Here is a 26,290-nt window from a genome sequence, read left to right on the forward strand (position 1 = left end):
TTTGTTTTTGCAGCAATTTCCAGGCGGCCTTGATGGCTGCCTTATTGTTAACCTCACCTTCACTCCCAGGAGACCCCAAAGTGAAAGCACAAGTACTTAGCGCTATCGCGCTGATGATCGCCGGTACAGTTGGCAGCCAACTCGCGACAGCCGCAGAACCAGCGAAAGCAGCATCTGCAACATCGGTCTTATTGTCCGGCATAGAATCCAAACATAATGATGCTGCAGTGCGTGCCCAGGATGATTTTTTCCGTCACGTGAATGGCAGCTGGTTAAAAAATACGGAAATCCCTTCTGACAGGTCTTCTGCCGGTGCTTTCATGGATTTGCGCGAAGCGACTATCCCGCATCTGCATTCCATTATCGAGAGCCTGGCCAAGACAAAAAACAAACCAGGTACGGATGCACAAAAAATTGCGGACATGTATGCCAGTTATATGGATACAGCGCACATTGATTCCCTGGGTTTGAAACCATTGCAAACTGAATTTGCCAAAGTAGATGGCATGACAGATAAAAAGCAGATCCCTGGCCTGATGGCCTGGTTGAACCGTGCCAGCATAGGCGCGCCTTATGACTTCCAGATTCACCAGGATAATAAGGATTCTACCAAATATGTACTCGATATCACTCAATCAGGCCTCGGTTTGCCTGATCGCGACTATTATCTGAACAATGACGACGCGAAATTGAAAGAATTCCGCGCGAAATACCTGACGCATATAGAGAAAATGCTGACACTGGCTGGCGATAAAGACGCAGCCAAGCATGCAACTGACATCCTCGCCCTGGAAACAGAACTGGCTAAAATACAGTGGACCAAGGTTGAATTACGTGACCCGGTCAAGGCCTACAATAAAATTGAGATCAACAAACTGGACGCCCTGACGCCAGGATACGACTGGAACGCCTACCTGAGTGAAATGGGTGCCAAAGGCAAAATTGATTACATCATTGTCAGCCAGCCTAGCTACCTCACCGGCCTGAGCAAGATTTTGCAAGATACGTCTCTCGACAATCTGAAAACTTATTTCAAATGGCATATCCTGCGCTCTGCCGCAGGACAGCTCCCGACAAAATTCAGCGATGAAAATTTTGCCTTTAATTCCACGATCCTGTTAGGTGTTCCAGCTCAGGAAGCACGCTGGAAACGTGGTGTGCGCCTGGCTGATTCTGCTCTTGGCGAGAGCCTGGGCAAACTGTATGTCGCCAAACACTTCCCTGCGCAAAGCAAAGCAAGAATGGAGAAACTGGTTGGCAATCTGCTGCTGGCCTACAAGCAAAGCATAGACACACTGGACTGGATGAGCCCGGAAACCAAGAAAGAAGCGCAGGCAAAACTGGCGACTTTCATGCCCAAGATTGGCTACCCTAACAAATGGCGTGATTACTCTGGTCTGACCATCACCAAAGGTGATGCCGTTGGTAATTTGCGCAATGCACGCTTATATGCTGCACAATTTGAACTGAACAAACTGGGCAAGCCGGTAGACCGTGATGAATGGGGTATGACGCCACAAACCGTCAACGCTTACTACAATCCAGAACTCAATGAAATCGTCTTCCCGGCAGCGATACTGCAACCACCATTCTTCAATGCCAAAGCAGATGATGCAGTCAACTACGGTGGCATAGGTGCCGTTATCGGTCACGAGATCAGCCATGGTTTTGATGACCAGGGTGCACAATATGACGGCGTGGGCAATCTGCGTGACTGGTGGACGAAAGAAGATCACGCCAAGTTTGCTGCCAAGACTGCCGTGCTGGTCAAGCAATACAGCGCATTCAGCCCCATCCCTGGCTATAACGTGAATGGTGAGTTGACATTGGGCGAAAATATTGCCGACAACTCCGGCCTGGCCATTGCCTATAAGGCGTACAAACTGTCACTTGGTGGCAAACCAGCTCCAGTAGTTGGCGGTCTGACGGGTGATCAACGCTTCTTTATGGGTTTTGCCCAGGTATGGCGCGGAAAAATGCGTGACCAGGCAATGATTGCGCGTTTGAAGACTGACCCTCACTCTCCAGGTGAAATCCGTGCGAATGGTACCTTGCGCAATATGCCGGGTTTTTATGATGCCTACAAACTCAAGGAAGGTGACAAGATGTTCCTGACACCATCTGAGCGTGTAAGTATCTGGTAATCCAGGTATAGCGAACATGGAAAAGGCAGCACTGTTTTCAGTGCTGCCTTTTTTATCTGCAACGATAGATTCTTTTGACGAGTAAATCTAATTATTCGGGATTTTTGATCTTCTTGAAAAATGCCTGCACATCCGCCAATTCCCTGGTGCGTGCGAAGCTGGGCAGGCTTTGCCAGATGCGCTTGCCATAGGGTTTTGAGATCAGACGCGGGTCACAAATCATCAATACACCTTTATCACCCTCATCGCGTATCAGGCGGCCAGCGCCCTGTTTGAGATTGATAATCGCTTCCGGCAATTGATGGTGAACAAAACCGTTGAGACCTTTTTTTTCCATCGCTGCTATGCGGGCAGACAATACCGGGTCATCTGGGGGTGCGAATGGCAGTTTATCGATAATGACCAGGGACAAGGCATCGCCACGAACGTCTACACCTTCCCAAAAACTTTGACTGCCGATGAGCACGCCATTGCCAGCTGCACGGAAGCGATCCAATAACTCTGTTCTGCCTGCGTCACCATGAACAAATAGAGGGAAGTTCAGGCCGCGCTTCTGGAATTCATCGCGCAAGCGTTCGGCACTATGTTTCACTGCCTTCAAAGTCGTGCACAGCAAAAATGTCTTGCCGCCAGCCGCTTCTATGACGGGCAAGGCTGCGTCAATCACAGCATCCATGTATTCATAAGAGTTGGGTTGCGGCATGCCGTTTGGCACATACAGGAAGCCCTGCTCCTGATAGTTAAAAGGACTGGGCCAGGTACGGGCTGGCTGATCCCACAGGCCCATTTGCGACACATAGTGACTAAAGTCATTCTTTACCGCCATGGTGGCGGAAGTGAATATCCAGGCGCGTGGTACGCCTTCGCGTTGTTTGTTAAAAATAGGAGCTATCGACAAAGGCGTGCGATGCAATTGCAGAGAGGTGGAAAACGCCTCTACCCACAACACGTAATCACCGGATTTACCGTCATCGGCGGCGTTCCATTTTTCATATTGCTCGGCCAGCAAAATCGAACGTGCGCGGCATTGCTCTAAAGTTTCGGCACGTTCTGCCTGTTTCTCCAGCACGGCAATCATGTCGCTCATACTGGATTTCAAGGTCTCCAGCGCCTCAAAAAAGGGGCTGGAAGGCGCAATCTGGTCCAGGGAATAGCGCACTATGTCTTGCGGGAAGGCCAGGCGCAAATCGCGTGCGGCACGCTCAACCGGCGCCACCAGCTTGGCCCACTCTGCGCCATCACGTGCATGCGATAAACCTTCGGCCAGCACATCACGGCAAAGCTCCAGCACTTGCGAGGTCGATACCGTCTCCCCAAAAAACAGGGTGGCAGTTTCTGGCAACTGATGGGCTTCATCAAAGATGACTGTATTTGCTGAAGGCAAAAGTTCAGCAATGCCGGTGTCTTTCAAGGCCACATCGGCAAAAAACAAATGGTGATTCACCACAACGACATCTGCCTGCTGCGCTTCTTTACGCGCTTTCATGACAAAGCAGTCTTGATAATACTGGCACTCCGAGCCCATGCAGGTATCCTTGGTCGAAGTCACCAGGCCCCAGACCGAGGCATTTTCTGGCACACGTGCCAGTTCTGCCTTGTCACCAGTCATTGTGGTTTTTATGAAACGGCTGATGTCACGCAAATAGCCAACGTCTTCTCGTGAACTCAGGCGGCCATTTTGTATGGTTCTCTCAAGATGGTAATGACACAGATAATTTGCCCTGCCCTTGAGCAAGGCAATTGATACCGGTGCCTTCAATACTTTACGTATGGTGGGGATATCGCGCAAAAACAACTGATCCTGCAAGTTTTTAGTCCCTGTAGAGACTATGACCTTGCCGCCCCATAATAACGCGGGGGTCAGATAAGCGTAGGTCTTCCCAGTACCAGTTCCCGCTTCAGCCAGTAAAGTTTTTTGTCCCGCGATGGCATCGGCGATAGCCTTTGCCATCTCTGTTTGCGCCTGTCGCGGGCGATAACCGTTCACCGATGCACTTAATGGTCCGGTCAAGCCAAAAATATGTTCTACTTCTGTATCGTGAATGCCGTTTGCATTCGGTGTGGCAAGTGGTTCAGTCAAAATGAGGCAATCAGAAACTAACTATAAAGCTAAGGAAAAGTGGATAATTATGCAGGGACATCAGGTGTCAATTGCATTCTTAATAATGTAATATGATCTTTCAACTGCAGTTTGCGTTTTTTAAGACGCCGCAGTTGTAATTCATCATGAGAGGGATCTTTAATCAAGGTCTCGATTACCACATCCAGGTCTCTATGTTCAACCTCGAGCTCGATAATGCGTTGTAGTATTTGTTCTGGGTGGCTCATAGTCTTCTGGTTGCAGTAAAATAAAGTTTAATTAAGGAAAGACCATTTTTGGGTTTATCCCGTTAGTTTAATCTACCAAGACGTATGAGCCAATATAAGATCGAAGCTGGAACCGGACAACATATCGGCGACAGGCAGGAACAACAAGACCGCACGGCACTTTTTGCGGCACCACATGCACCAGGTTATGTTATGGCCGTGGTCGCTGATGGCATGGGTGGCAAGAGCGGTGGAGCCCTTGCTGCCGAACAAGTCGTGCGCACAGCAAAACAATTATTTGATGAATTTTACCCGGGCAATAATGTTCGTAGCCTTTTGGAAAATATCGTCAACGAAGCACATACTGTCATTAAATTATCTGGCGTTTCATCTGAGAAAGAGCCACATAGTACAGTAATCGCGTTAGTCATTACCCCACAGCAAGAAGCTATCTGGGCCTATGTTGGTGATTCTCGCCTGTATCGCTTTGACGGCCCCAACTATGCCGAAAAAACCAAAGACCACTCTTATGTAGAAAAATTGGTGGACGAAGGCAAAATTACGGCTGAAGAAGCTAAAACCCACAGATTATCAAATATTCTGGTTAACGTACTTGGCTCTAGCACCACTGCACCTTACATCACCTTTGGTGAGCATGCGCCCTTGAAAGCGCATGACAGCTTTTTGCTGTGCTCAGATGGTCTCTGGCATTATTTTGAGGATCATGAATTGTCTGCCGCTGTTGCTGCCAATAGCCCACGCCAGGCCTCAGAATTTTTGATCAGGAAAGCCAGGGACAGGGCAAGTGGCCGCGGGGACAATTGCACCTTCGCGATAGTCAAACTGGTAGAACCGCCTGCGCAAGCCAAAACCTATACCGTACAAAAAATGCGCAGGGCAGTATAAATTTGATCAAATGGCGCTACAAATAAACTCTGTAGCGCCGTTTTCTTACTTATTTACTGCGATTAGCCATCAACTCCTGGTTTGCCTTGCGGTCAGCATTGATTTTTTGCATGGCCGGACGCTCTGAAATATGCTTCACATATTCACGTGTCGGCAAGTCTGCCAAAAAATCCCTGCCATAAATGATCTTGGTCGCCATCGACACCAAGGGGAAATGCACGACAGCAGCGCAATCTGCCAGTGTGAATTCTTTGCCGCCGACAAAGGGGTCAAACTTTGCAAGGGTAGCAAATGCAGGAATATTACGGTTAAGCTGTTTCTCTATTTTTGCCTTGACTTCATCTGCAACCTTGCCACCGAAAAAGGCTTCTGCATACAACTCGCGCGCAGGCAATTCCATGTGCAGCTCAATAAAAGTAATCAATTCACGCAATTTAGCAGCTGCAAATGGATCCGCAGGCATCAAGGGATGCTCAGGAAAACGATTTTCCAGATATTCAACGATCACCTGCGATTCGCAAAGCGAACCATGTTCAGTTTCTATATAGGGAATTTTACCCAAAGGTGAGTGTTGTAATAATTCAGGTGACTTGCCAGTCCAGACTAGCTCTTCTTCAAAGGGAATTGCTTTTTCCAAGAGTGCCAATTTGACTTTATTGTAATAATTACTGACGGCAAAACCGCAAAGCTTGATCATATATCTCCATCCATTTTTTATTGATACAGCAAAAGCTTACACTCAAATCAATAAAGTTGGCTGTCTGCGCTTCGGCAAATCCAGATTTTCTGCTTATTATTTTTCTTTGGGAAAATCTATCATCTCAAAATCGATCACGTTCGAGTCCGCTTCCGCTTCTTTTTCCGAGTCGGCAATTTCATCCGGGGGCAAACCTGGCACATTTGCCCATGCACGATTTCTTTCTGCAGCACCAAAAGAGCCCAGTTTCTCAAGCTCATTCGCCACCGAGATCAATAACAGGATATCCCGGTAAACTGGCAGTTCAAAACCCATGCGTTTCCCGTCCCTGTCATCTACCAGGAGGCTTTCAAGGAAAGGCAAAATATCGTTCGAGTTCCACATATTGCATATGCGGTTCATCAGATGCTCAAAATCGTCCAGGTGCCTGCTGGGCAAGGTCGCTGGATCGACTTCAAATTCAGGAACATTTGCATTAAAAAATACAATGAACCTGTCTCTTAAAGTATCGTATTTTTCTTTGTTGGCAGTGACTCTGTACAAGTCAATCAGATACAACCAGGGTACTGGCGATTCAGGTTGTTCAACATCAGCCAGCGGCTCAAGAATTTCAATTGCCCTTTGCGGGTCATTGACGGAAATCCAGAATTCTGCCTCTTGCGTCACGTCAGAAATTTCTTCTACCTTGACCGATTGCCCTTTGGTAGAAAAGAAATTGAAGGTGCTGCTATTACTGTCCTCCAGCGTAGGAACATAAGCCTTGCTGAATATCGAGGGTGTATCGAGCTTACCAAGACCAGCATCTGCTGCCATTTTTCTGACGGGTTTTGTCACTGGACGACTATTGCCAGACTCGTCTTTATCATCATGAACCTGATACAGGGAACTGGTTGTCGTCGGTCCATAAGAGGCCTGTATGCTATCGACGATTTCTTCTATATTCTTTTTGGCCTCAGGTTCAGACGCAGGCTCTTTTTGCTGCCACCAGCTTTCATGCAACCTTTTGCGAATACGGCTGACGTATAGCAAGAGCAAGGCGATGATCGCCAATCCGGCAGCAATAAATACGCTTAAGCCCACCACCCAGTTATTTGAAAAACTGTTTTCACGGGCTTCTTCCAATGCCGCCTTATCCAGTTGACTCTGGCGCTTGAGTTGCTGCGCCTCTTGCTGCAAACTCAGAATTTTTTGCTGCTCATTCTTAAGCTTATCAGCAGAAACCTGTCCGGGTTTTTCATCGCGCAACATTGCAGCAAGCTGCGCCTGCGCTGCGCGCAATTCTTCAATGTTGGATTGTGGGGTGCTGGTAGATAACTGATCACTCAGGCGCAAGCCTTGCGTCAAAATAGGCAAATCATCAGACAGTTTCAGCGTATCGCGGGGCTGATCAACCTGCTTGTCAGCGTTGGCTTTATTCCCTGTTGATTTGGATGACTTTTTTTTTGTTACCGACGCATTACCAGGCACACCAACAACTTCAGTCAATTCAGCAACTGGTTTCTCTGCCCTGACACGAGGCTTGATTTTCACCTGAGGCAACTGTTCGCCTCTCGCGAGCTCTTTACTCTCATTTGTAGTCAGTACAGGCCTTGTTGTGGCTCTGGCCGGATTACTTGCAGGTGCTGGCAAGACAGGTGCCGACAATGGAGGGTCCAACAAGATCAGAAATTCCCGGTGCAATTGAATTTCGCAACCCATGTTCACCACTATCTTGACTGCTGGCTCAAGTATGGTACTTCTGGTCACCAGCGTCAGATAACGTGCATTTCCCTTTTGAACCAGCGTGACATTCACCGGTGCCAAAGCATAGCCATCCGGGCTGTCTACTTTGGCCTTGAAGCAGGTTTGATCAATTTCTGCTGCATCATTCCCAGTCAGTTCCAACTGAGCCCGCAATTGCTGTCCCAATGCTGACTGGACCGTTAAATTACTAAATCCCAGAGCATAAGCATTCCCTGCTGCTCCAGATGCCAAGGCACCAAGGCAAAGCAGGTATAGCGCAGATCGGCGGAATGGAACAAAAATAATAATGACCTCAGAAAGAAAGTGTTTACCTCAGAAAATCAATTGTTATTCCTGAATGTATATTAACTGCAATCTTACTGGCTTTATAACAATCCTTGAAGGCGTTACCAAATGTAAAACGCAAACAATGGTGAGAATGTTTGTTGATTTCAACATATTTATCAATTGCAACAACATTCGCGCATCGCTGTTTCATTCAGCATAGAGCAAATTCTTAATGTATTTTCGATACATTTGAAGGAAAACTACGCATTATTATCATACGAAAGCCTAGCCTTCGTATGCAGTCTGATTTGCTAAAAAGACACAAAATATCAAATTGCCTATCCCTTTATTTATTCCTATTAGAACAGAAAACTTATTCTCCTTCAGGCAACGCCCAGGCAAGGTCTATTTTTTTCTGACATCCAGTATTTTTCTTGCAATACCCCGCAAGATGTTGACTTCCTCCACCTCCAATTGTGTGCGGGACAGCATGCGTTTCAATCGGGGCATCAGCTTTTTAGGATTATCGGGATGCAAAAATTCAATTGCGACAAGCGCCTGCTCCAGATGCTTATACATGCCATCTATTTCATCCACTGCCGCCAATTGCCCCTGAAAACCAACATTCCCGGCGATTGGCACGCCAGTATCAGTCGCCATGCGGCACTCATAAGACAAGAGTTGTATGGCCTGTGCCAGATTCAGTGAGGAATAGGCCGGATTGGCAGGGATATTGATCAAGGCATGGCAGTTCATGACAATGTCATTCGGCAGGCCAAACCGTTCATTGCCAAAAATCAGTCCAATTTTGGCATGCTGGCTTTGCGCCATGGTTTCTGCAAATACTCTGGGGTTGAGAATTGGAGGCGAAAACTCCCGCAATCTGGCGCTGACAGCTGCCACATATTCACACCCCTGCAGTGCTTCATCAATATGATCAACGATACGGGCATTGTCGAGTACGTCTTGCGCGCCACTGGCAAGAGCTATCGCTTCAGGGTTTTGCAGGGCATCTGCAAAACGTGGTTTTACCAGGATTAGCTCATTAAAACCCATGGTTTTAATAGCCCGGGCGGCTGAGCCTATATTGCCCGGATGGCTGGTTTCAACCAGGATAAAGCGCAGGCGCTGAAAAAGAGATGTGTCGGTTTTGGGCAAGTTCATTTAAAATAGAGGTATCACGCGTTAATTTTTTATTCGGTTGTGCGTCTTGGTTGTGCATATTATCAAGCAGACGGATGGCAGTCGGACAAGAATTACGCACGCTCTTTATCATTTTTGTCTAGCATCGTAGCGACATCCTTTTCAGGGGATAGTCGTTTGCATGCTGTCATTTTATCGGAAACCTTATGCACCCAATGCTGAATACGGCAGTAAAAGCTGCTCGTCGTGGCGCGACTATTATCAATCGCGCATCTTTTGACCTTGATCGCGTCCAGGTCACAGAGAAACAATTCAATGATTTCGTGACCGAAGTCGATCACGCTGCCGAAGCGGCCATCATTGAAGTATTGACTTCTGCCTATCCTGACCATGCCATTCTGGCTGAAGAATCAGGTGCTTCCGCTAACTTGCACGACGAAAATGATAATGTCTGGATCATTGATCCACTGGATGGCACGACCAACTTTATCCACGGCTTCCCACAATATTGCGTTTCCATCGCCCTGCAACAACGCGGCGTGATTACACAAGCTGTCATTTACGACCCTACCCGCAATGAAATGTTCACAGCCAGCAAAGGCGCAGGTGCTTTTCTGAACGACAAGCGTATCCGTGTTACCCGTTGCGACAAACTGGCTGATGCATTGATAGGCACGGGCTTTCCATCCCGCGACTTGTCTGGCCTGGATGAATACCTGGCTATGTTCAAAGTCATGACCACCAAATGTCAGGGCCTGAGAAGACCAGGCTCTGCCGCGCTTGATCTGGCTTACGTAGCCACTGGTCGCCTTGATGGCTTCTTTGAAAAGGGCCTGGCACCATGGGATATCGCTGCTGGCTCGCTCGTTATCACTGAAGCTGGTGGCATCGTTGGCAATTTCTCCGGCGATTCCGACTATCTGCATAAAGGTGATGTATTGGCAGGCACACCTAAAGTATTTGCTCAGATGGTCAATGCGTTGCAACCGTTTTCCGCTAAAAAGTAATTTCTCACGTCCCGGTTACGTGACCGGGACGCCCCTCTCTCTGGACTGGTAAAAATCAGTCCGGTCATAAAGAAACACAGTAAAACCACATGGCATCATTCAACGAACTCGGCTTATCCGAGAACATTGTCCGCGCAGTAAGCGAACAAGGCTACACCTCTCCAACCCCGATACAGCAGCAAGCAATTCCTGCCGTCATCAAAGGCGGCGATCTGCTGGCTGGGGCACAAACCGGCACAGGCAAAACCGCTGGCTTCACCCTGCCTATTCTGCAACGGCTGTCCACTTCAGCCAATGCACCAAAAGATAAAACCAGCAGACGCCCCATTCGCGCCCTGGTACTGACACCAACACGCGAACTGGCCGCCCAGGTAGAAGAAAGCGTCAATACTTACGGCAAATATGTACCACTGAATTCTGGTGTGATTTTTGGTGGCGTTGGCATCAATCCGCAAATCAAATTATTGAAGCAAGGTGTAGATATTCTTGTGGCGACACCTGGCCGCCTGCTTGATCATCATCAGCAAGGCACGATAGACCTGCGCAATATCGAGATCCTGGTATTGGATGAAGCTGACCGCATGCTGGACATGGGCTTTATCCATGACATCAAAAAAGTGCTGGCGATCTTGCCTGCCAAACGCCAGAATTTGCTGTTCTCTGCCACCTTCTCCGACGACATCAAGGCCCTGGCCGACCGCCTGCTGGACAACCCGGCGATGATAGAAGTGGCACGCCGCAATTCCACTGTCGAAATCATTGCGCAAAAAGTACATCCGGTTGACCGTGACAAAAAACATCCATTGCTCGCTCATCTGATCAAGACTCACCAATGGTCACAAGTGCTGGTATTTACCCGTACCAAGCATGGTGCCAACAAACTGGTTGAGCAATTGGGCAAAGACGGCATTGCCGCCATGGCTATCCACGGCAACAAGAGTCAGTCCGCGCGCACCAAGGCTTTGGCCGAATTCAAGGATGGCAGTCTGACCGTACTGGTCGCGACAGACATCGCTGCCCGTGGTATCGACATTGACCAGTTGCCTCACGTCGTCAATTATGATTTGCCAAATGTGCCAGAAGATTATGTGCATCGCATAGGCCGCACTGGCCGCGCTGGCGCTACTGGTGAAGCAGTTTCCCTGGTCTGCGTTGATGAATTCAAATTGCTGGCTGATATAGAAAAACTCATCAAGCGTCAGATACCGCAAGAAATCATTGATGGCTTCATCCCTGACCCGCATGCCAAGGCTGAACCTATACAGTTGCGCAGCTTTGATCATCGTGGTGGCGGCGGCCGAGGCCAGCCATCAGGCCGTGGTCAACGCCCTGCCGGTGACGGTAGAGGACAGCAAGCCCGTACACCAGGCAAAGCCGCTGCACCGCAGGCTGCCAAGCCTCGTCCGGCAGGTCCAAGGCCAGCCGTAAAACAATCCGCGCCGCGCAGGTCTGGTAGCCGTGGCAACGGTTAACATCAGCGTTAAATTGGATTAAAAACACAAAGGGCCATTCAGGTCCTTTGTGTTTTATGGATATTCATTTATTCGTTGCATGAATCGCCTGCTGCAAACTCAGCATACTCGTCTGGCTTACCTGTATAAACCCTCGCCGAGGACGATCCAAGTCTATCGTCAAGAATACCGCCATACCAATCAGTATTTGCAATGCCAGGGTCGCAAAGACAGCCCTTTGCCCAGTCAGGCCAGAGGCATAACCTATCGTCGCGGCTGTCATGATGATGGTGATCAATAAAAGCAAAACAACTGTCTCAGGCACATGCCTCTGCAAGCCTGCGTCTCTCTTCCCAAAGGCATCAATAGTGTCATTCAGAGACTGTATGAACATGCCGGTGGTCACGGCATTCTTATCCAGCTCTACCGATTTCATGGCTAGCGCCCACAATTGATCGGTGATGTGATTGGATTTTTTCACCAGAAGATCACGCTTTTCTACGTCTGCCAGACTAACCTGACCTTCTTCTACTCGTATGTCTATATACTGCATCAGCATGGTCTGCGCCTGCTCGCGTATGCTGACGGGTAACAACTGGGTACGCAAATAGGTGGTGCCAATCGCATTTGCTTCACTCACTACAGATTGATTGCGCTCATCAAACCTTTGCAGCGCCAGAGAAAAAGCAAAACTCAACAACAAGGCCAGCAAACCCAGCATGGAAGCCTGTAAAGTATTGATCTGCGACTTGGCAGCATCATTCGCCACTGTTTGTTTGCGCAAGCCATTTCTAAACGCAAGCTCGGTAGCAATCAGCATGCTGGCAAGGAGCAGGAAAACAATCAGGGCAGTACTTTGCCCATACATAAATTCATTCGCCATCAGCCTATGTCCTTTCGATATTAAGGAGGATATTGCTACAATCAGATTTTTCCATTTTAACAATATCTCAGACAAATTTTGCTTTTACCTGTCAATTGTGCGACCTGTAAGTTATTGATATCAACAATAAAGCCGGACAACCGTAGACCAAGGCAATCGTCTATGATATGGTGCGCACCAAATTTGGACTGACTGGATATAAATTCCAGCGCTTCGACAAGCAAAAACAAGAAAACAAAACGAATAAAATCAAAGTCTTATGACCGCAAAAGAAATACAACATACTCCCATGATGACCCAATATCTGCGTATCAAGGCAGACTATCCGGAAACTCTGGTGTTTTATCGCATGGGCGATTTTTATGAACTGTTTTTTGGCGATGCCGAAAAAGTCTCGCGTCTATTGGGCATCACGCTGACCCAGCGCGGCAGTTCTGGTGGCGAACCAATCAAGATGGCGGGTGTGCCCTTTCATTCACTGGAACCCTATCTGGCCAAGCTGGTCAAGATAGGTGAATCAGCCGCCATCTGCGAACAGATAGGTGATCCGGCAACCAGCAAGGGACCGGTAGAGCGCAAAGTCATGCGCGTGATTACCCCAGGTACACTGACCGATACCGATTTGCTGCCAGAGAAATCTGACCGTCCATTGTTGTCACTGTGCATGCTGCAACAAAGAAAAACCGTCAGTATAGGCTTGGCCTGGCTGTCACTGGCTAGTGGCGCTTTGAAGTTAATGGAAGTATCGACGGATGAAAAATCCTTGCCGCAACGCCTGCAGCAAGAACTGGAGCGCATCAGTCCTGCAGAAGTATTGCTGTCTGCCGGTACGCTTTTACTGGATGAGCACTATACTCAACTTCCAGGCAAATTTTCTGAACTGCCTGATTGGCACTTTGATGTCAAGCAAGGGCAAAAAGCCTTGCAAGACCAATTAGGCACTGCTTCATTGACAGGCTTTGGGGTAGAAAACCTGAATGCCGCTCTGGGTGCCGCTGGCGCATTGCTGCGCTATGCCGAAACCACACAAGGCCGTGGCCTCAAGCATGTCAATACGCTCAATGTCGAAAGCGAACATGAATTCATAGGGCTGGATACCGCCACACGTCGCAATCTTGAATTGACTGAAACCCTGCGTGGGCAAGAATCCCCCACCTTGTTTTCTTTGCTTGACCATTGCCGCACTGCCATGGGCTCACGCCTGCTGCGTCATTGGCTGCACCATGCTCGCCGCGATCAGGCAGTTGCCAGGGCACGCCACGATGCCATCAAGGCGCTGATACAGGCGGATTCTACCGATGGCCTGGCAACCACCTTAAAAGCCATTCCGGACATAGAGCGCATCACTACGCGTATCGCCCTGCAATCTGCGCGCCCACGTGATTTATCTGCACTGCGAGATGGCATGCAAAACCTGCCCGGTTTGCGCAATTATGTCAGTCTGTGCATCGCCGACAATCAGACCAGTCTGCTGACCAAGGTTTTGTCTGACCTGGACACGCCAACTGAATGCCTGGATTTGCTGGAGCGCGGCCTCATGCTGCAACCAGCTACCATGGTGCGCGATGGCGGCGTGATTGCGACTGGCTTTGATGCTGAGCTCGATGAATTGCGTGCGCTGTCAGAAAATGCGGGTCAATTCCTGATAGAACTGGAAGCGTCCGAACGTGAACGCACTGGCATTGCCAATCTGCGTGTTGAATACAATCGCGTACATGGTTTTTATATTGAAGTCACGAATGGGCAAAGCGATAAAGTGCCGGACAATTACCGTCGTCGCCAGACTCTCAAAAATGCCGAGCGCTATATCACGCCAGAATTGAAGGCCTTTGAAGACAAAGCCTTGTCAGCACAGGAACGTGCGCTGGTACGAGAAAAAATGCTATATGAACGCCTGCTGCAAGAATTACTGCCACAAGTGCCCCTGCTACAAAGAGTAGCAAATGCAATTGCACAACTCGATACCCTGGTCAGCCTGGCTGAACACGCGACCAAGAATAGCTGGTGTGCGCCGCAATTGGTGGATGAGCCTACCCTGCATATCGTCCAGGGTCGCCATCCGGTGGTAGAAAATCAGATAGAGCGCTTTATTGCCAATGATTGCGATTTTTCTGCCGAGCGTAAATTATTACTGATCACCGGCCCCAACATGGGCGGTAAATCGACCTTCATGCGCCAGGTAGCACTGATCACCCTGCTCGCTTATGTAGGCAGTTATGTACCGGCCTCTGAAGTGACGATAGGCCCGATAGACCGTATTTTCACACGTATAGGTGCAGCGGATGACCTGGCGGGTGGCCGCTCCACCTTCATGGTGGAAATGACGGAGTCGGCAGCCATCCTGAATGGGGCAACTGACCATTCACTGGTATTGATGGATGAAGTGGGTCGCGGCACATCTACATTTGACGGTCTGGCTTTAGCCTGGGCGATTGCCAAGCATCTGATACAGGTATCCAAGAGCTATACCCTGTTTGCTACCCATTATTTTGAACTGACACAATTGCCCGAGGTGCACCCATCTGCAGAAAACGTGCATTTATCGGCAGTTGAGCATAAGGAAAACATCGTTTTCCTGCATGCAGTACAAGCTGGCCCTGCCTCACAAAGCTATGGTTTGCAGGTGGCGCAACTGGCGGGCATACCTCAGGCAGTTATACGCTCCGCGCGCAAGCATCTGGCTGATCTGGAGGCACAGTCACTGCAATCAACGCCACAGTTTGATCTGTTTTCTTCAGCAGCTTCGGTACCAGAAACGGAAGTCGTGGAGCAAATTCCAGTCAATACTGAACTATTGGATACCCTTGACACCATGGACCCAGACAGCATGACACCAAGGGAAGCTCTGGCTGCCTTGTATGAATTAAAGAATCTGGCAAACAAGGCCTGATCAGGGTAAGCCCCCGAAAGAAAAAATGCCGCTGAAATCATTCAGCGGCATTTTTTTATACAAGTTTAATGCAAAGGATGGCTGCGATATTCATCGCCCATGCCCTCATCGTCCTCGTCATCTTCGTCGTGATGATGTCCGTGGGCACCATGCACATGGCCATGAGCAACTTCTTCATCGGAAGCGGCACGTACGTCTTCCACCGTCAGGCTAAAGCGCAAGGCGATGCCTGCCAGAGGATGGTTGCCATCCAGCACGACTTTGTCATCCGCAATGTCAGTGACAGTAAAGATATGGGCATTGTCATCGTCTTCCGCATCTTCTGCCTCTTCGGGCATACCTTCAAACTGCATGCCAACTTCCAGCGGTGATGGGAAACGCTCGCGTGGCTCCACTTTCACCAAAGCTGCGTCATAGTCACCGAAAGCGTCTTCGGGGTTCAGCTGGATAATAGTGCTAAAACCCTTTTCCTTGCCTTCCAGGGCCTCCTCTATCTTGGGAAACACATTGTCGTACCCGCCATGCAGGTAAACCATAGGCTCCTGACCTTCTTCTATCAGATTGTCTTGTGCGTCTTTCAAGGTATAGACTGCAGTAACAACTGAATTTTTGCCTATCTTCATAGCAATTCCTTAAAAATTTATTTGCCCTGAGATTATACCCGTCTAGTCGAGTCGTTTGCCTCGGCCTATAATGCGGGCATGAAAAAAAATACCACTCCCCTGCCCCTGCTGGGCGGCATTACAGCAGAAGAGTTTCTCAGCGAATACTGGCATAAGAAGCCCTTGTTGATACGCCAGGCTATTCCTGTTTTTCAACCCCTGATCCCTAAAACTGATCTGTTTGACATGGCTGGCCGTGAAGATGTTGAATCCAGACTCATCAGCTTCTTCAACAAACACTGGGAAATGAAGTCCGGCCCGCAAGCCAGCCTGCCAGTCAAGGAAAAGAAAGACTGGACGCTGCTGGTACAAGGCGTTAATCTACATGATGACAAGGCCGATGCACTGCTCAGACAATTCCGCTTCATCCCTGACAGCCGCCTCGACGACCTGATGATCAGCTTCGCGGCAGATGGCGGCGGTGTTGGACCTCATTTTGATTCTTATGATGTATTCCTGCTACAAGCACATGGCCAGCGCAAATGGCGTATAGGTGCGCAAAAAGATTTAACGCTGATTGATGGCATGCCCCTCAAGATATTGCGCAACTTCAAGGCTGAACAGGAGTTTGTGCTTGAACCGGGCGACATGCTGTATCTACCTCCAAAGTATGCGCATGACGGTATCGCTGTAGGTGAATGCATGACCTATTCCATAGGCTTCCGTGCACCTTCATATCAGGAGCTGGGCGAGTCCTTCCTGCATTTCATGTCAGACTCGATAGATTTGCCAGGCCGATATGCCGACCCTGACTTGAAAGTCAGTACCAAACCCGCAGAAATCAGTAATGAGATGCTGGAACAGGTTGCTGAAGAGATTGCCAAGATTCAATTTACCGACGATGACGTGCTCATTTTCCTGGGTGAACACCTGACAGAACCCAAGCCCAGCGTATTTTTTAATGGCCCGGAAAAGCCTCTGGCACCTAAACGTTTCCATCAGACTGCGCTGAAAAATGGTGTAAAACTATCACGTAAATCACTGATGTTATACAAAGGAAAACATGTGTTCATTAACGGCGAATCATTTGCTGTTGGCAAAGAAGACAAGATTTGCTTGAGCAAATTGGCAAATCAAAGAGAACTGGATGGTGTGGACCTGGCACACGTTTCCGCAGATGCGGTAGAAACATTCTGCCTCTGGTATGAAGATGGCTGGCTTGAATTACGCTGACAAATGCTGCAACGCGCCATTATTTTAAAATATGAAAGGAAATTTTCTTCCTGCAAGTAGGCTATTTTCATGGAAAACCTGAAATTTCCCACTAAAAATAGCGTCTTGTCTAGAAATAATGGCTGATTTGAGTGCAAAAATGCATCTATGCCTATTCCATTAATGGAAAAATCATTATAATTCCGGGTTAGGAAACTTTCGTAGGGGCCGAATGTCGTTTTGGCGAGAAGCTCGCGAATTAACCTATAGAGCGATAATTACCGGTAATTATTCATCGCAAAGTTTTGATCTTCTTTTTTGATCTATTTATTGAAAGTACAAACATGAAAAAATCACTCTTGCTCGTTTCCCTGTTGGCATTGACTCTGGCTGCTTGCGGCGAGAAAAAAGCTCCTGAAGCATCCGCTCCAGCAGCATCTGCAACAGCACCAGCTCCAGCATCTGCTCCAGCAGAAGCTCCAGCAGCTGCTCCAGCTCCAGCAGCAGCATCTGACGCAGCAGCAGCATCTGGCGCAGCTCCTGCAGCATCTGCAGCAGCTTCCGCTCCAGCAGCAGCTTCCGCATCTGCTTCCAAGTAATTTTTAATTACTTAAGAAAAACCGACCTTCAGGTCGGTTTTTTTTCGCCCAGGGAAATACAAATAACGATTACTTAAAAAATCCCTCATGCGAAACAGAAGATACAAAAAAAGCCACGATAATTCGTGGCTTTTTCATCATCAGGCAAAACTTATTTTTTCAATACCAAATTACTTGGCAAACTATGCAAGTAAGCTGCGATATTTTGTATATCCTTGTTTGATAAAGCCTTGGCTTGAGTCGCCATGGTTGGATCAGAACGACCGTTCGCAGCATCGCCACCACGTTGGTAAGCACGCAGAGCTTGAGCCAGGTAATCGGCATGCTGGCCTGCAAGCTTTGGATAGGCTGGCTCTTTCGGGTTACTGTAATTCTCACCATGGCAAGACGCGCAATTAAACTTTGCTGCAGCTTCCTTACCCGCTTGAATATCACCACCCGCATATGCAGCGAAAGACAGAGTAGACAACAAAGTTGCCATCAACAGAGTTTTCTTCATAATCCTATCCTATTCTTATTTTTGTTGAGAGTAATATGCTGCCAAATCCGCAATATCCTGATCAGACAGGCTGCCGGCAATGCCACGCATGGATGGATGCTTGCGGTCACCTTTTTGATAAGCTTTCAAAGCCTTTTCTATGTATTTTTCAGATTGACCGCCAATCATCGGCACCTGATAGACCTCAGGGAAAGTCGCTTTGTAGCCAGGAATAGCATGGCAACCGATGCACATTGCGATTTTCTTTTCAGCGGCATCTTTAGGATTACCAACCGGATCTGCTGCAGTAGCAGCTTGAGCGAGGCTCACCATAGCGAGGAGTGCAAACAATTTTTTCATATTAGCGATTATTAATTAGCAGGCAGATCAATAAATACAGTGTTTTGATATAACTCAGTATTTTAGCTGATTACGAGCAAATTTGCGCAAAAAACCTGGGGCCAGCCCCTATGTGCGGGGCAAAAAAGCTGCATTTATGCAATTTCAAATGAAAAATTTATTGTCTTCCCGTACGGCTTGCATAGAAAAAAGAACAGCCGTTCACAAGAGGGTAAATTCTCGCTTATACTCTTTACATCCTCATTTACATCCTCAAGCAACCAACATGTCGAGTTTATATCCATGACACAAGCCCCAAATACTTTACGCTTTGACGGTGCTGACAATTATGTCGCCACTGATGATTTGAAACTGGCAGTCAATGCAGCCCTGAGTCTGCAACGTCCGCTATTGATCAAGGGCGAGCCTGGCACAGGCAAAACCATGTTGGCAGAAGAAGTTGCTGCGGCCCTGAATATGCCTTTGATGCAGTGGCACATCAAATCCACTACCAAGGCGCAGCAGGGCTTGTATGAATACGACGCAGTATCACGCCTGCGTGATTCTCAATTGGGTGACGAACGTGTCAAGGACATTCACAACTACATTATCAAAGGGGTGTTGTGGCAAGCCTTTACTGCTGACGAGCCTGTGGTTTTACTCATTGATGAAATCGATAAAGCGGACATAGAATTTCCCAATGACTTGCTGCGCGAACTCGACCGCATGGAGTTTTATGTCTATGAAACCCGTGAAATGGTACGCGCCAAACATCGTCCGCTGGTAATCATCACGTCCAACAATGAAAAAGAATTGCCAGATGCCTTCTTGCGCCGCTGCTTCTTCCATTACATCAAATTCCCTGACAAGGAAACGATGCAAAAGATCGTCGACGTGCATTTCCCCAAATTGAAATCGGATTTGCTAGCGCAAGCACTGCAAACTTTTTACGAAATCCGCGACGTTGCCGGTCTCAAGAAAAAACCTTCAACCTCAGAATTTATAGACTGGCTAAAACTTTTGCTGGCAGAAGATATTCCGCTGGAGGCCATGCGCAGCAAGGACAATAAGGCCATCGTGCCTCCCCTGCACGGTGCTTTACTGAAAAATGAGCAGGACGTGCATTTATTTGAACGCCTGGTATACATGTCGCGCACCAACCGCTAAGCAAGATGCAATGAAAAATGGCGCTGCAGTGCAGCGCCATTTTTTTATTATATTGATCGGAAGTCCAACTTATTGTGCCTGCTTCAATTGCTCCAGAATAGCCGGATTTTCCAAGGTTGAAATATCCTGGGTGATTTCCTCACCCTTGGCCAATACGCGCAGCAAACGACGCATGATCTTGCCGGAGCGTGTCTTGGGCAGATTATCACCAAAACGGATTTCTTTTGGCTTGGCGATAGGGCCAATTTCTTTCGCCACCCAATTGCGCAATTCAGTCGCAATTTGTTTCGCTTCATCGCCAGTTGGACGTGTGCGCTTCAATACAACAAAGGCGCAAATCGCTTCACCTGTCGTTTCATCAGGCTTACCTACTACGGCAGCCTCAGCGACCAAAGGATTGGCAACCAGAGCAGATTCGATTTCCATCGTCCCCATGCGGTGACCAGAAACATTCAGCACGTCATCGATACGGCCAGTGATGGTGAAATAGCCCGTATCTTTATTGCGTATCGCACCGTCGCCAGCCAGATACACTTTGCCGCCAAATTCTTCAGGGAAGTAGCTTTTCTTGAAACGCTCAGGATCACCCCAGATCGTACGTATCATGGATGGCCATGGACGTTTCACTACCAGAATACCGCCCTGTCCATTAGGCAAATCATGACCTGTCTCATCAACAATCGCAGACATGATGCCTGGCAAAGGCAAGGTGCAAGAACCCGGCACCATGGGCGTTGCACCTGGCAATGGCGTCATCATATGACCGCCTGTTTCTGTTTGCCAGAAAGTATCAACAATAGGGCAATTGGTGCGACCAATGTTATTGTAGTACCACATCCAGGCTTCAGGATTGATAGGCTCACCGACAGATCCCAACAAACGCAGGGATGACAAATCAAATTTATTGGGGTGAATATTGGCGTCACCATCCGCAGCTTTGATCAGGGAACGTATCGCTGTCGGTGCAGTATAGAAAATGGTGGCCTTGTGTTTTTCTATCATGCTCCAGAAGCGTCCGGCATTCGGGAAAGTTGGGATACCTTCGAACACAATCTCCGTCGCACCAGCGGCCAGTGGGCCGTAGGTAATATACGTGTGGCCAGTCACCCAGCCTATGTCAGCAGTACACCAGAACACATCGGATGGCTTGATATCAAAGGTCCATTTCATCGTCAAAATGGCCCACAACAAATAACCACCAGACGAATGCTGTACGCCTTTTGGTTTGCCTGTGGAGCCAGATGTATAAAGTATGAACAAAGGATGTTCTGCACTGACCCATTCAGGCTCACAGACTGCTGACTGCGTTGCTACCAGTTCATGCATCCACACATCACGGCCAGTCGCAACATTGATATTGCCGCCCGTACGTTTATAGATGACGACGCTTTTTACTTTTTCACAATCACCCAAGGCCAGCGCTTCATCCACAATGGCCTTCAAGGGTAAATGTTTACCGCCACGGACTTGCTCATCCGCAGTGATAACCGCTACTGCACCCACATCCACAATACGCTCTTGCAGGGATTTTGCCGAGAAACCACCAAACACAACGGAATGTGTTGCACCTATGCGTGCGCAGGCCTGCATGGCGACCACACCTTCAACGGACATGGGCATGTAAATAACAACGCGGTCGCCCTTGCTGATGCCCAGAGACTTCAAGCCATTGGCGAACTGACAGACTTTTGCGTGCAAATCTTTGTAGGTCACCTTGGTAACTTCGCCACCATCTGCCTCGAAGATCAAAGCCACTTTATCGCCATTACCATTTTGCAGATTCACGTCCAGACAGTTGTACGATACGTTCAGCAAACCATCTTCAAACCATTTGTACATGGGTGCGGTAGATTCATCCAGCACCGTGCTGAAGTCTTTATGCCAATGCAGGTTCTCACGGGCCAAGCGCGCCCAGAAGCCCTCATAATCTTGCTCGGCTTCTTTGCATAATGCGTTATAGGCATCCATGCTTGGGATAGCCGCATTGGCAACAAATGCTGCCGGTGGATAGAAAACGCGGGATTCTGTTTTAGCTTCAGCTTGCGCAGCGTTGAGGTCAGACATTTGTTATCTCCAGCTTGTTATCGTTAGTTTGAAATCTTCACTTCTGTTAAGTCCGGGCAAAATACCTAAGCGCTTTGCCACTATCCTAACAGCCCCACCCTAAGCTGATATTGCACCAGATTGTGGCAGTAATTTTGACAGTTAAGCACAGCGCAAACCTTAAACTTGGAGACTTACTCAAGCCTTACGGTTGTATTTTTGAAAAATGATACCACAAAGATACCATTACATCTCCACTACATACCTGCCTTTATCAGCTACGCTACCCGAGCAGGCTCCGCCCATGTAAAATATCGGTTCGCACTAAAATTGCCCCTTTCACCAACGATTGCCGACATGACCAAACCAGTTTCTTCAGCAAAACTATCCCCCCTTGCCAGCCTGATTTTTTTTAGCCGTTGGCTGCAACTACCACTTTATCTCGGATTAATACTTGCGCAATGTGTTTATGTATTTCACTTCTGGGTAGAACTGGTCGATTTAATTGGCGCAGCAATGGGCAATGAAACAGCCCTTCAGCATATTATTGATGCCGTATCTACTGGCGGCGCAAAACCAACAAAACTGACTGAAACTACCATCATGCTGGTGGTGCTAGGGCTGATAGACGTAGTCATGATTTCCAATCTGCTCATCATGGTTATTATCGGTGGCTACGAAACCTTCGTCTCACGTCTGGGACTGGACGGTCACCCGGACCAGCCTGAATGGCTGTCACACGTTAATGCATCGGTACTCAAAGTCAAGCTTGCCATGGCGATCATTGGTATTTCATCGATACATTTACTAAAGACCTTCATCAATGCTGGCAACTATGAAACGAAAAACATCGTTGCTCAAACGTGCATCCACATCGTCTTTTTGATGTCAGCTCTGGCGATTGCCTATTGCGATCAGATCATGACCAAAACTGCGCAGTCAGGCAACGATCATTAATTCAACAGACCATTTATTTTTTACCAATTAGTTTTATTACCTAGCCAAGAGCCAAATCATGACAGTCATCAAGCAAGACGATCTGATCGAGTCAGTAGCCGCCGCGCTGCAATACATCAGTTACTATCATCCAGCCGACTATATCGCCCATCTGGCGCGTGCTTATGAAGCCGAGCAAAGCCCGGCAGCAAAAGATGCGATTGCGCAAATCCTGACCAACTCGCGCATGTGCGCCGAAGGTCGCCGTCCTATCTGCCAGGACACTGGTATTGTCAATGTATTCCTGAAAATCGGCATGAGTGTACGCTTTGAAGGTTTCAGTGGTTCTATCATCGATGCAGTCAACGAAGGTGTGCGTCGCGGTTATAACGATCCCGACAATAAACTGCGCGCCTCCATCGTTGCTGATCCGCATTTCGAACGCAAAAACACCAAGGACAATACACCCGCCGTAGTACACATGGAACTGGTTCCTGGTGATACAGTCGATGTCAAAGTCGCAGCCAAAGGTGGCGGTTCTGAAAACAAGACCAAGTTCGTCATGTTGAACCCTTCTGACTCTCTGATTGACTGGGTCATGAAAACCGTGCCGACCATGGGCGCAGGCTGGTGCCCTCCCGGCATGCTGGGTATAGGCATAGGTGGTACTGCAGAAAAAGCCATGCTGATGGCGAAAGAATCCTTGATGGATGACATCGATATGTATGAGCTCAAGCAACGCGGCCCACAAAACAAGACTGAAGAATTGCGCATAGAACTGTGCGACAAGATCAATGCACTGGGCATAGGCGCACAAGGCCTGGGTGGCTTGACGACAGTACTCGACGTTAAGATCAATATGTATCCTACCCATGCTGCATCCAAGCCTGTTGCCATGATCCCCAACTGCGCGGCCACACGCCATGCGCATTTTGTGCTTGATGGTTCAGGCCCCAGCTACATAGAGCCACCAAAACTGTCTGACTGGCCAGATGTAAGCTGGGCACCTGATACAGAAAAATCCAAGCGCGTGGATCTGAACACCCTGACCAAGGAAGAAGTCGCTTCCTGGAAGCCAGGCCAGACCTTGCTCTTGAACGGCAAAATGCTGACTGGCCGCGACGCAGCTCACAAGCGCATTCAGGACATGCTGGCCAAAGGTGAGCAATTGCCTGTCGATTTCACCAACCGCGTGATTTACTACGTAGGCCCGGTTGATCCTGTACGTGATGAAGCAGTTGGCCCAGCTGGCCCGACTACCGCCACCCGTATGGATAAATTCACTGACATGATGCTGGAAAAAACCGGTCTTATCTCCATGATAGGTAAGGCAGAACGCGGCCCGGTCGCCATTGAATCCATACGCAAACACCAGTCTGCATACTTGATGGCAGTAGGCGGCGCTGCTTACCTGGTTTCCAAAGCCATCAAATCAGCCACCGTGGTTGGTTTTGCTGACCTGGGTATGGAAGCAATTTATGAATTTGATGTCGTCGATATGCCAGTCACGGTAGCGGTTGACTCCAGCGGTACATCCGTACACAATACCGGCCCTAAAGAATGGCAAGCGAAGATAGGCATCATCCCTGTCAGTGCATCCTGATCGCATTCTGATTATTGTTGAATATTACTAACTGAAACAGGAACCAATGTCCCCGATGGTACCAGAGGAATTTGCACGCTCTGCTCCAATTGGGGTATTTGATTCTGGCCTTGGTGGCCTGTCAGTATTGCAGCACATACGCCAAACCCTGCCACATGAAGCACTGCTCTATGTGGCAGATTCGGGTTTTGCACCCTATGGCGACAAAACCAGCGCAGAGATTCTGGAGCGCAGTATTGCCGTCACAGATTTTTTGTTAAGCAAGAAAATCAAGGCACTGGTCGTTGCCTGCAATACGGCTACTGCCGCCGCCATCAAGCATCTGCGGCTGCATTACCCAGACCTCATCATTGTTGGCATGGAACCGGGATTGAAACCGGCAAGCCTGCTCAGCAAGACAAAAAAAGTCGGCGTACTAGCCACTCTGTCCACAATACAAAGCGAAAAGTATCAAGCTTTGCGCATGCAGTTAAGTGCGGATACTGGCGTGGAATTTATTGCCCAGGCCTGCATAGGCCTGGTGGATCAAATAGAGAAAGCCGAAGCAGATTTAGATGAAACCCGGCTTTTGCTGGGAAAATATCTGAGCCCCTTATTTGATGCAAAAGTCGATACACTGGTACTGGGTTGCACCCATTATCCTTTTGTAGCCCGCCTTATACATGAGCTCACGTCCGCGCATATTTCTGACGGTGAACCCATCACACTCATTGATACCGGAAAAGCCGTTGCATCTCAAATACAACGTTTGCTGGTTGAGCGCGATCTGAAAACCAGCAACAGCGATATTCCCCGCATTAATGCTTACACCAGCGGAATTCCAGATAAGCTGCGACACGCCTGCACCCAGTGGATTAACATACCTGAGGACAAGTTAAGTGTTTCCACCTTCCGCACCTGATTTCAGCACCGGATGCATCCGGTTTCGACTGCACTGATAAAACCCAATCATAGAAGCAGGCAAATCCACAATAAAGCTAAGCACAAATAATTTAATTAGGACTCCTTTACATATCTATTTTATTACGCCATAATGTGTGCATGAAAAAATCAGCCAAGCATCCATGGGACGAAACACCAGCAATCAGCGAACGCATACTGGATGCGATTGCCAGAATTGCAGGCGTATTGCGCTCGGGCACTTGGCAATTCGCCACGTCTGAAGGTTTGAACCCTACGCAAGTCGATATTATAGACATGCTGGCAGCACGCAAAGATGCTGTCAGGCTGTCATGGATAGCCGAGCAATTGGGCGTCAGCACGGCCAGTGCCAGCGACTCGGTGAGTTCATTGACTGCAAAAGGTCTGGTAGAAAAAGCCCGCGCTCCCGACGATGGGCGTGCCATAGCCCTGAAACTGACTGCCGATGGTCATGCCCTGGTCAAAAAAATAGCTGGTGCAACCGGTTTTGCCAGCGAGGCCATCAAGCAATTATCACCCGCGGCACAAGAACAAACTTTTACCAGCCTGTTGAACCTGATAGGCAAATTGCAGCAAGCCGAGCATTTTCCGGACATACGCGCCTGTGTCACTTGCGCACATTTTATGCCTGACAGACATGACAATGCACTGGCACCCCACCATTGCGCTCTTGTAGATGCGCCTTTACGCAAAGAGCAATTGCGCCTGGATTGTCCTGAACATCAACAAACAGCGAGCAACATCATTCGCAGTAACTGGAAAAAGATTGAAATGAAATAAAAATGAAATAAAAATGAAATAAAAATGAAATAAAAATGAAATAAGTAAGAATGAAGTAGCCGAAAATGAGTTAACCAAGGCAGATCGCCTATTTTTTTGACTCGCTTAATTAGGACTCCTACTAATAATATTTGATGCTGTGGTTCTTGCATCGGATGTGAGCAGCACACGC

At 48.4% G+C, this 26,290-nt stretch carries 22 protein-coding genes; 11 read left to right on the forward strand and 11 right to left on the reverse strand.

The features are described 5' to 3' along the window. The first annotated feature begins 80 nt into the window (after positions 1-80). Complete coding sequence (locus AC3WQT_RS13465; RefSeq protein WP_492704464.1) at positions 81-2,144, forward strand: M13 family metallopeptidase; 2,064 nt, start codon at positions 81-83, stop codon at positions 2,142-2,144. Positions 2,145-2,235: 91 nt separating this feature from the next. Here AC3WQT_RS13465 and yoaA read toward each other — a convergent pair whose 3' ends face one another. After that, complete coding sequence (yoaA, locus tag AC3WQT_RS13470) at positions 2,236-4,227, reverse strand: DNA repair helicase YoaA (protein WP_492704573.1); 1,992 nt, start codon at positions 4,225-4,227, stop codon at positions 2,236-2,238. Positions 4,228-4,271: 44 nt separating this feature from the next. Next, complete coding sequence (locus tag AC3WQT_RS13475; protein ID WP_492704465.1) at positions 4,272-4,472, reverse strand: YdcH family protein; 201 nt, start codon at positions 4,470-4,472, stop codon at positions 4,272-4,274. Positions 4,473-4,556: 84 nt separating this feature from the next. Here AC3WQT_RS13475 and AC3WQT_RS13480 point away from each other — a divergent pair, with 84 nt between their 5' ends. Next, positions 4,557-5,357, forward strand: coding sequence for a PP2C family protein-serine/threonine phosphatase (locus tag AC3WQT_RS13480; RefSeq protein WP_492704466.1), 801 nt, complete (start codon positions 4,557-4,559; stop codon positions 5,355-5,357). A gap of 49 nt (positions 5,358-5,406) precedes the next feature. Here AC3WQT_RS13480 and AC3WQT_RS13485 read toward each other — a convergent pair whose 3' ends face one another. The 3 genes from AC3WQT_RS13485 to AC3WQT_RS13495 all read right to left on the reverse strand — a co-directional run bounded on the left by AC3WQT_RS13485 (position 5,407) and on the right by AC3WQT_RS13495 (position 9,228). Next, a complete protein-coding gene (locus AC3WQT_RS13485) occupies positions 5,407-6,054 on the reverse strand; it encodes a glutathione S-transferase (RefSeq protein WP_492704467.1) in 648 nt (215 codons plus the stop codon). Positions 6,055-6,150: 96 nt separating this feature from the next. Then, a complete protein-coding gene (locus tag AC3WQT_RS13490) occupies positions 6,151-8,028 on the reverse strand; it encodes a type IV pilus assembly protein FimV (protein ID WP_492704468.1) in 1,878 nt (625 codons plus the stop codon). Between the two features lie 441 nt (positions 8,029-8,469). After that, positions 8,470-9,228 carry an RNA methyltransferase gene (locus tag AC3WQT_RS13495; protein WP_492704469.1) on the reverse strand — a complete coding sequence of 253 codons (759 nt, stop codon included), beginning with the start codon at positions 9,226-9,228 and terminating at the stop codon, positions 8,470-8,472. Between the two features lie 194 nt (positions 9,229-9,422). On the opposite strand from AC3WQT_RS13495, the gene AC3WQT_RS13500 reads away from it, so the two are divergent. Together AC3WQT_RS13500 and AC3WQT_RS13505 are read left to right on the forward strand one after the other, a co-directional pair. Further along, positions 9,423-10,214 carry an inositol monophosphatase family protein gene (locus tag AC3WQT_RS13500; RefSeq protein WP_422950012.1) on the forward strand — a complete coding sequence of 264 codons (792 nt, stop codon included), beginning with the start codon at positions 9,423-9,425 and terminating at the stop codon, positions 10,212-10,214. Between the two features lie 89 nt (positions 10,215-10,303). Continuing rightward, a complete protein-coding gene (locus tag AC3WQT_RS13505) occupies positions 10,304-11,686 on the forward strand; it encodes a DEAD/DEAH box helicase (protein ID WP_492704470.1) in 1,383 nt (460 codons plus the stop codon). Between the two features lie 64 nt (positions 11,687-11,750). Here the strand turns inward: AC3WQT_RS13505 and AC3WQT_RS13510 are convergent, their stop codons facing one another. After that, positions 11,751-12,548, reverse strand: a complete 798-nt coding sequence (locus AC3WQT_RS13510; RefSeq protein ID WP_492704471.1) for a bestrophin-like domain — start codon at positions 12,546-12,548, stop codon at positions 11,751-11,753. Between the two features lie 259 nt (positions 12,549-12,807). Here AC3WQT_RS13510 and mutS point away from each other — a divergent pair, with 259 nt between their 5' ends. After that, positions 12,808-15,438, forward strand: coding sequence for a DNA mismatch repair protein MutS (mutS, locus tag AC3WQT_RS13515; RefSeq protein ID WP_492704472.1), 2,631 nt, complete (start codon positions 12,808-12,810; stop codon positions 15,436-15,438). A gap of 65 nt (positions 15,439-15,503) precedes the next feature. On the opposite strand, the gene AC3WQT_RS13520 is transcribed toward mutS, so the two are convergent. After that, positions 15,504-16,061, reverse strand: coding sequence for an FKBP-type peptidyl-prolyl cis-trans isomerase (locus tag AC3WQT_RS13520; RefSeq protein WP_492704473.1), 558 nt, complete (start codon positions 16,059-16,061; stop codon positions 15,504-15,506). A 78-nt stretch (positions 16,062-16,139) separates the two neighbouring features. On the opposite strand from AC3WQT_RS13520, the gene AC3WQT_RS13525 reads away from it, so the two are divergent. Beyond that, positions 16,140-17,273 carry a JmjC domain-containing protein gene (locus AC3WQT_RS13525; protein WP_492704474.1) on the forward strand — a complete coding sequence of 378 codons (1,134 nt, stop codon included), beginning with the start codon at positions 16,140-16,142 and terminating at the stop codon, positions 17,271-17,273. Between the two features lie 306 nt (positions 17,274-17,579). On the opposite strand, the gene AC3WQT_RS13530 is transcribed toward AC3WQT_RS13525, so the two are convergent. The 3 genes from AC3WQT_RS13530 to AC3WQT_RS13540 form a co-directional block, all read right to left on the reverse strand. Further along, positions 17,580-17,837 carry a hypothetical protein gene (locus AC3WQT_RS13530; protein WP_492704475.1) on the reverse strand — a complete coding sequence of 86 codons (258 nt, stop codon included), beginning with the start codon at positions 17,835-17,837 and terminating at the stop codon, positions 17,580-17,582. Positions 17,838-18,002: 165 nt separating this feature from the next. Continuing rightward, a complete protein-coding gene (locus AC3WQT_RS13535) occupies positions 18,003-18,350 on the reverse strand; it encodes a c-type cytochrome (RefSeq protein ID WP_492704476.1) in 348 nt (115 codons plus the stop codon). A gap of 15 nt (positions 18,351-18,365) precedes the next feature. Next, positions 18,366-18,689: a c-type cytochrome gene (locus tag AC3WQT_RS13540; RefSeq protein ID WP_492704477.1), complete on the reverse strand. Its 324-nt coding sequence runs from the start codon at positions 18,687-18,689 to the stop codon at positions 18,366-18,368. A 282-nt stretch (positions 18,690-18,971) separates the two neighbouring features. Here AC3WQT_RS13540 and AC3WQT_RS13545 point away from each other — a divergent pair, with 282 nt between their 5' ends. Then, positions 18,972-19,835 (forward strand): AAA family ATPase, encoded by an 864-nt coding sequence (locus AC3WQT_RS13545; RefSeq protein WP_492704478.1) that lies wholly within the window; start codon positions 18,972-18,974, stop codon positions 19,833-19,835. Positions 19,836-19,904: 69 nt separating this feature from the next. On the opposite strand, the gene acs is transcribed toward AC3WQT_RS13545, so the two are convergent. Further along, positions 19,905-21,899: an acetate--CoA ligase gene (gene acs / locus AC3WQT_RS13550; RefSeq protein ID WP_492704479.1), complete on the reverse strand. Its 1,995-nt coding sequence runs from the start codon at positions 21,897-21,899 to the stop codon at positions 19,905-19,907. A 336-nt stretch (positions 21,900-22,235) separates the two neighbouring features. On the opposite strand from acs, the gene AC3WQT_RS13555 reads away from it, so the two are divergent. The 4 genes from AC3WQT_RS13555 to AC3WQT_RS13570 all read left to right on the forward strand — a co-directional run bounded on the left by AC3WQT_RS13555 (position 22,236) and on the right by AC3WQT_RS13570 (position 26,118). After that, a complete protein-coding gene (locus tag AC3WQT_RS13555; RefSeq protein ID WP_492704574.1) occupies positions 22,236-22,835 on the forward strand; it encodes a TIGR00645 family protein in 600 nt (199 codons plus the stop codon). A 58-nt stretch (positions 22,836-22,893) separates the two neighbouring features. Further along, entirely contained in the window at positions 22,894-24,417 is a 1,524-nt protein-coding gene (locus tag AC3WQT_RS13560; RefSeq protein WP_492704480.1) for a fumarate hydratase, read from the forward strand. Between the two features lie 46 nt (positions 24,418-24,463). Next, positions 24,464-25,318, forward strand: a complete 855-nt coding sequence (gene murI / locus AC3WQT_RS13565) for a glutamate racemase (protein ID WP_492704481.1) — start codon at positions 24,464-24,466, stop codon at positions 25,316-25,318. Positions 25,319-25,458: 140 nt separating this feature from the next. Beyond that, entirely contained in the window at positions 25,459-26,118 is a 660-nt protein-coding gene (locus AC3WQT_RS13570; protein ID WP_492704482.1) for a MarR family winged helix-turn-helix transcriptional regulator, read from the forward strand. The last annotated feature ends 172 nt before the right edge of the window (positions 26,119-26,290 follow it).

This window comes from Undibacterium sp. FW305-107 (genome assembly GCF_058788535.1).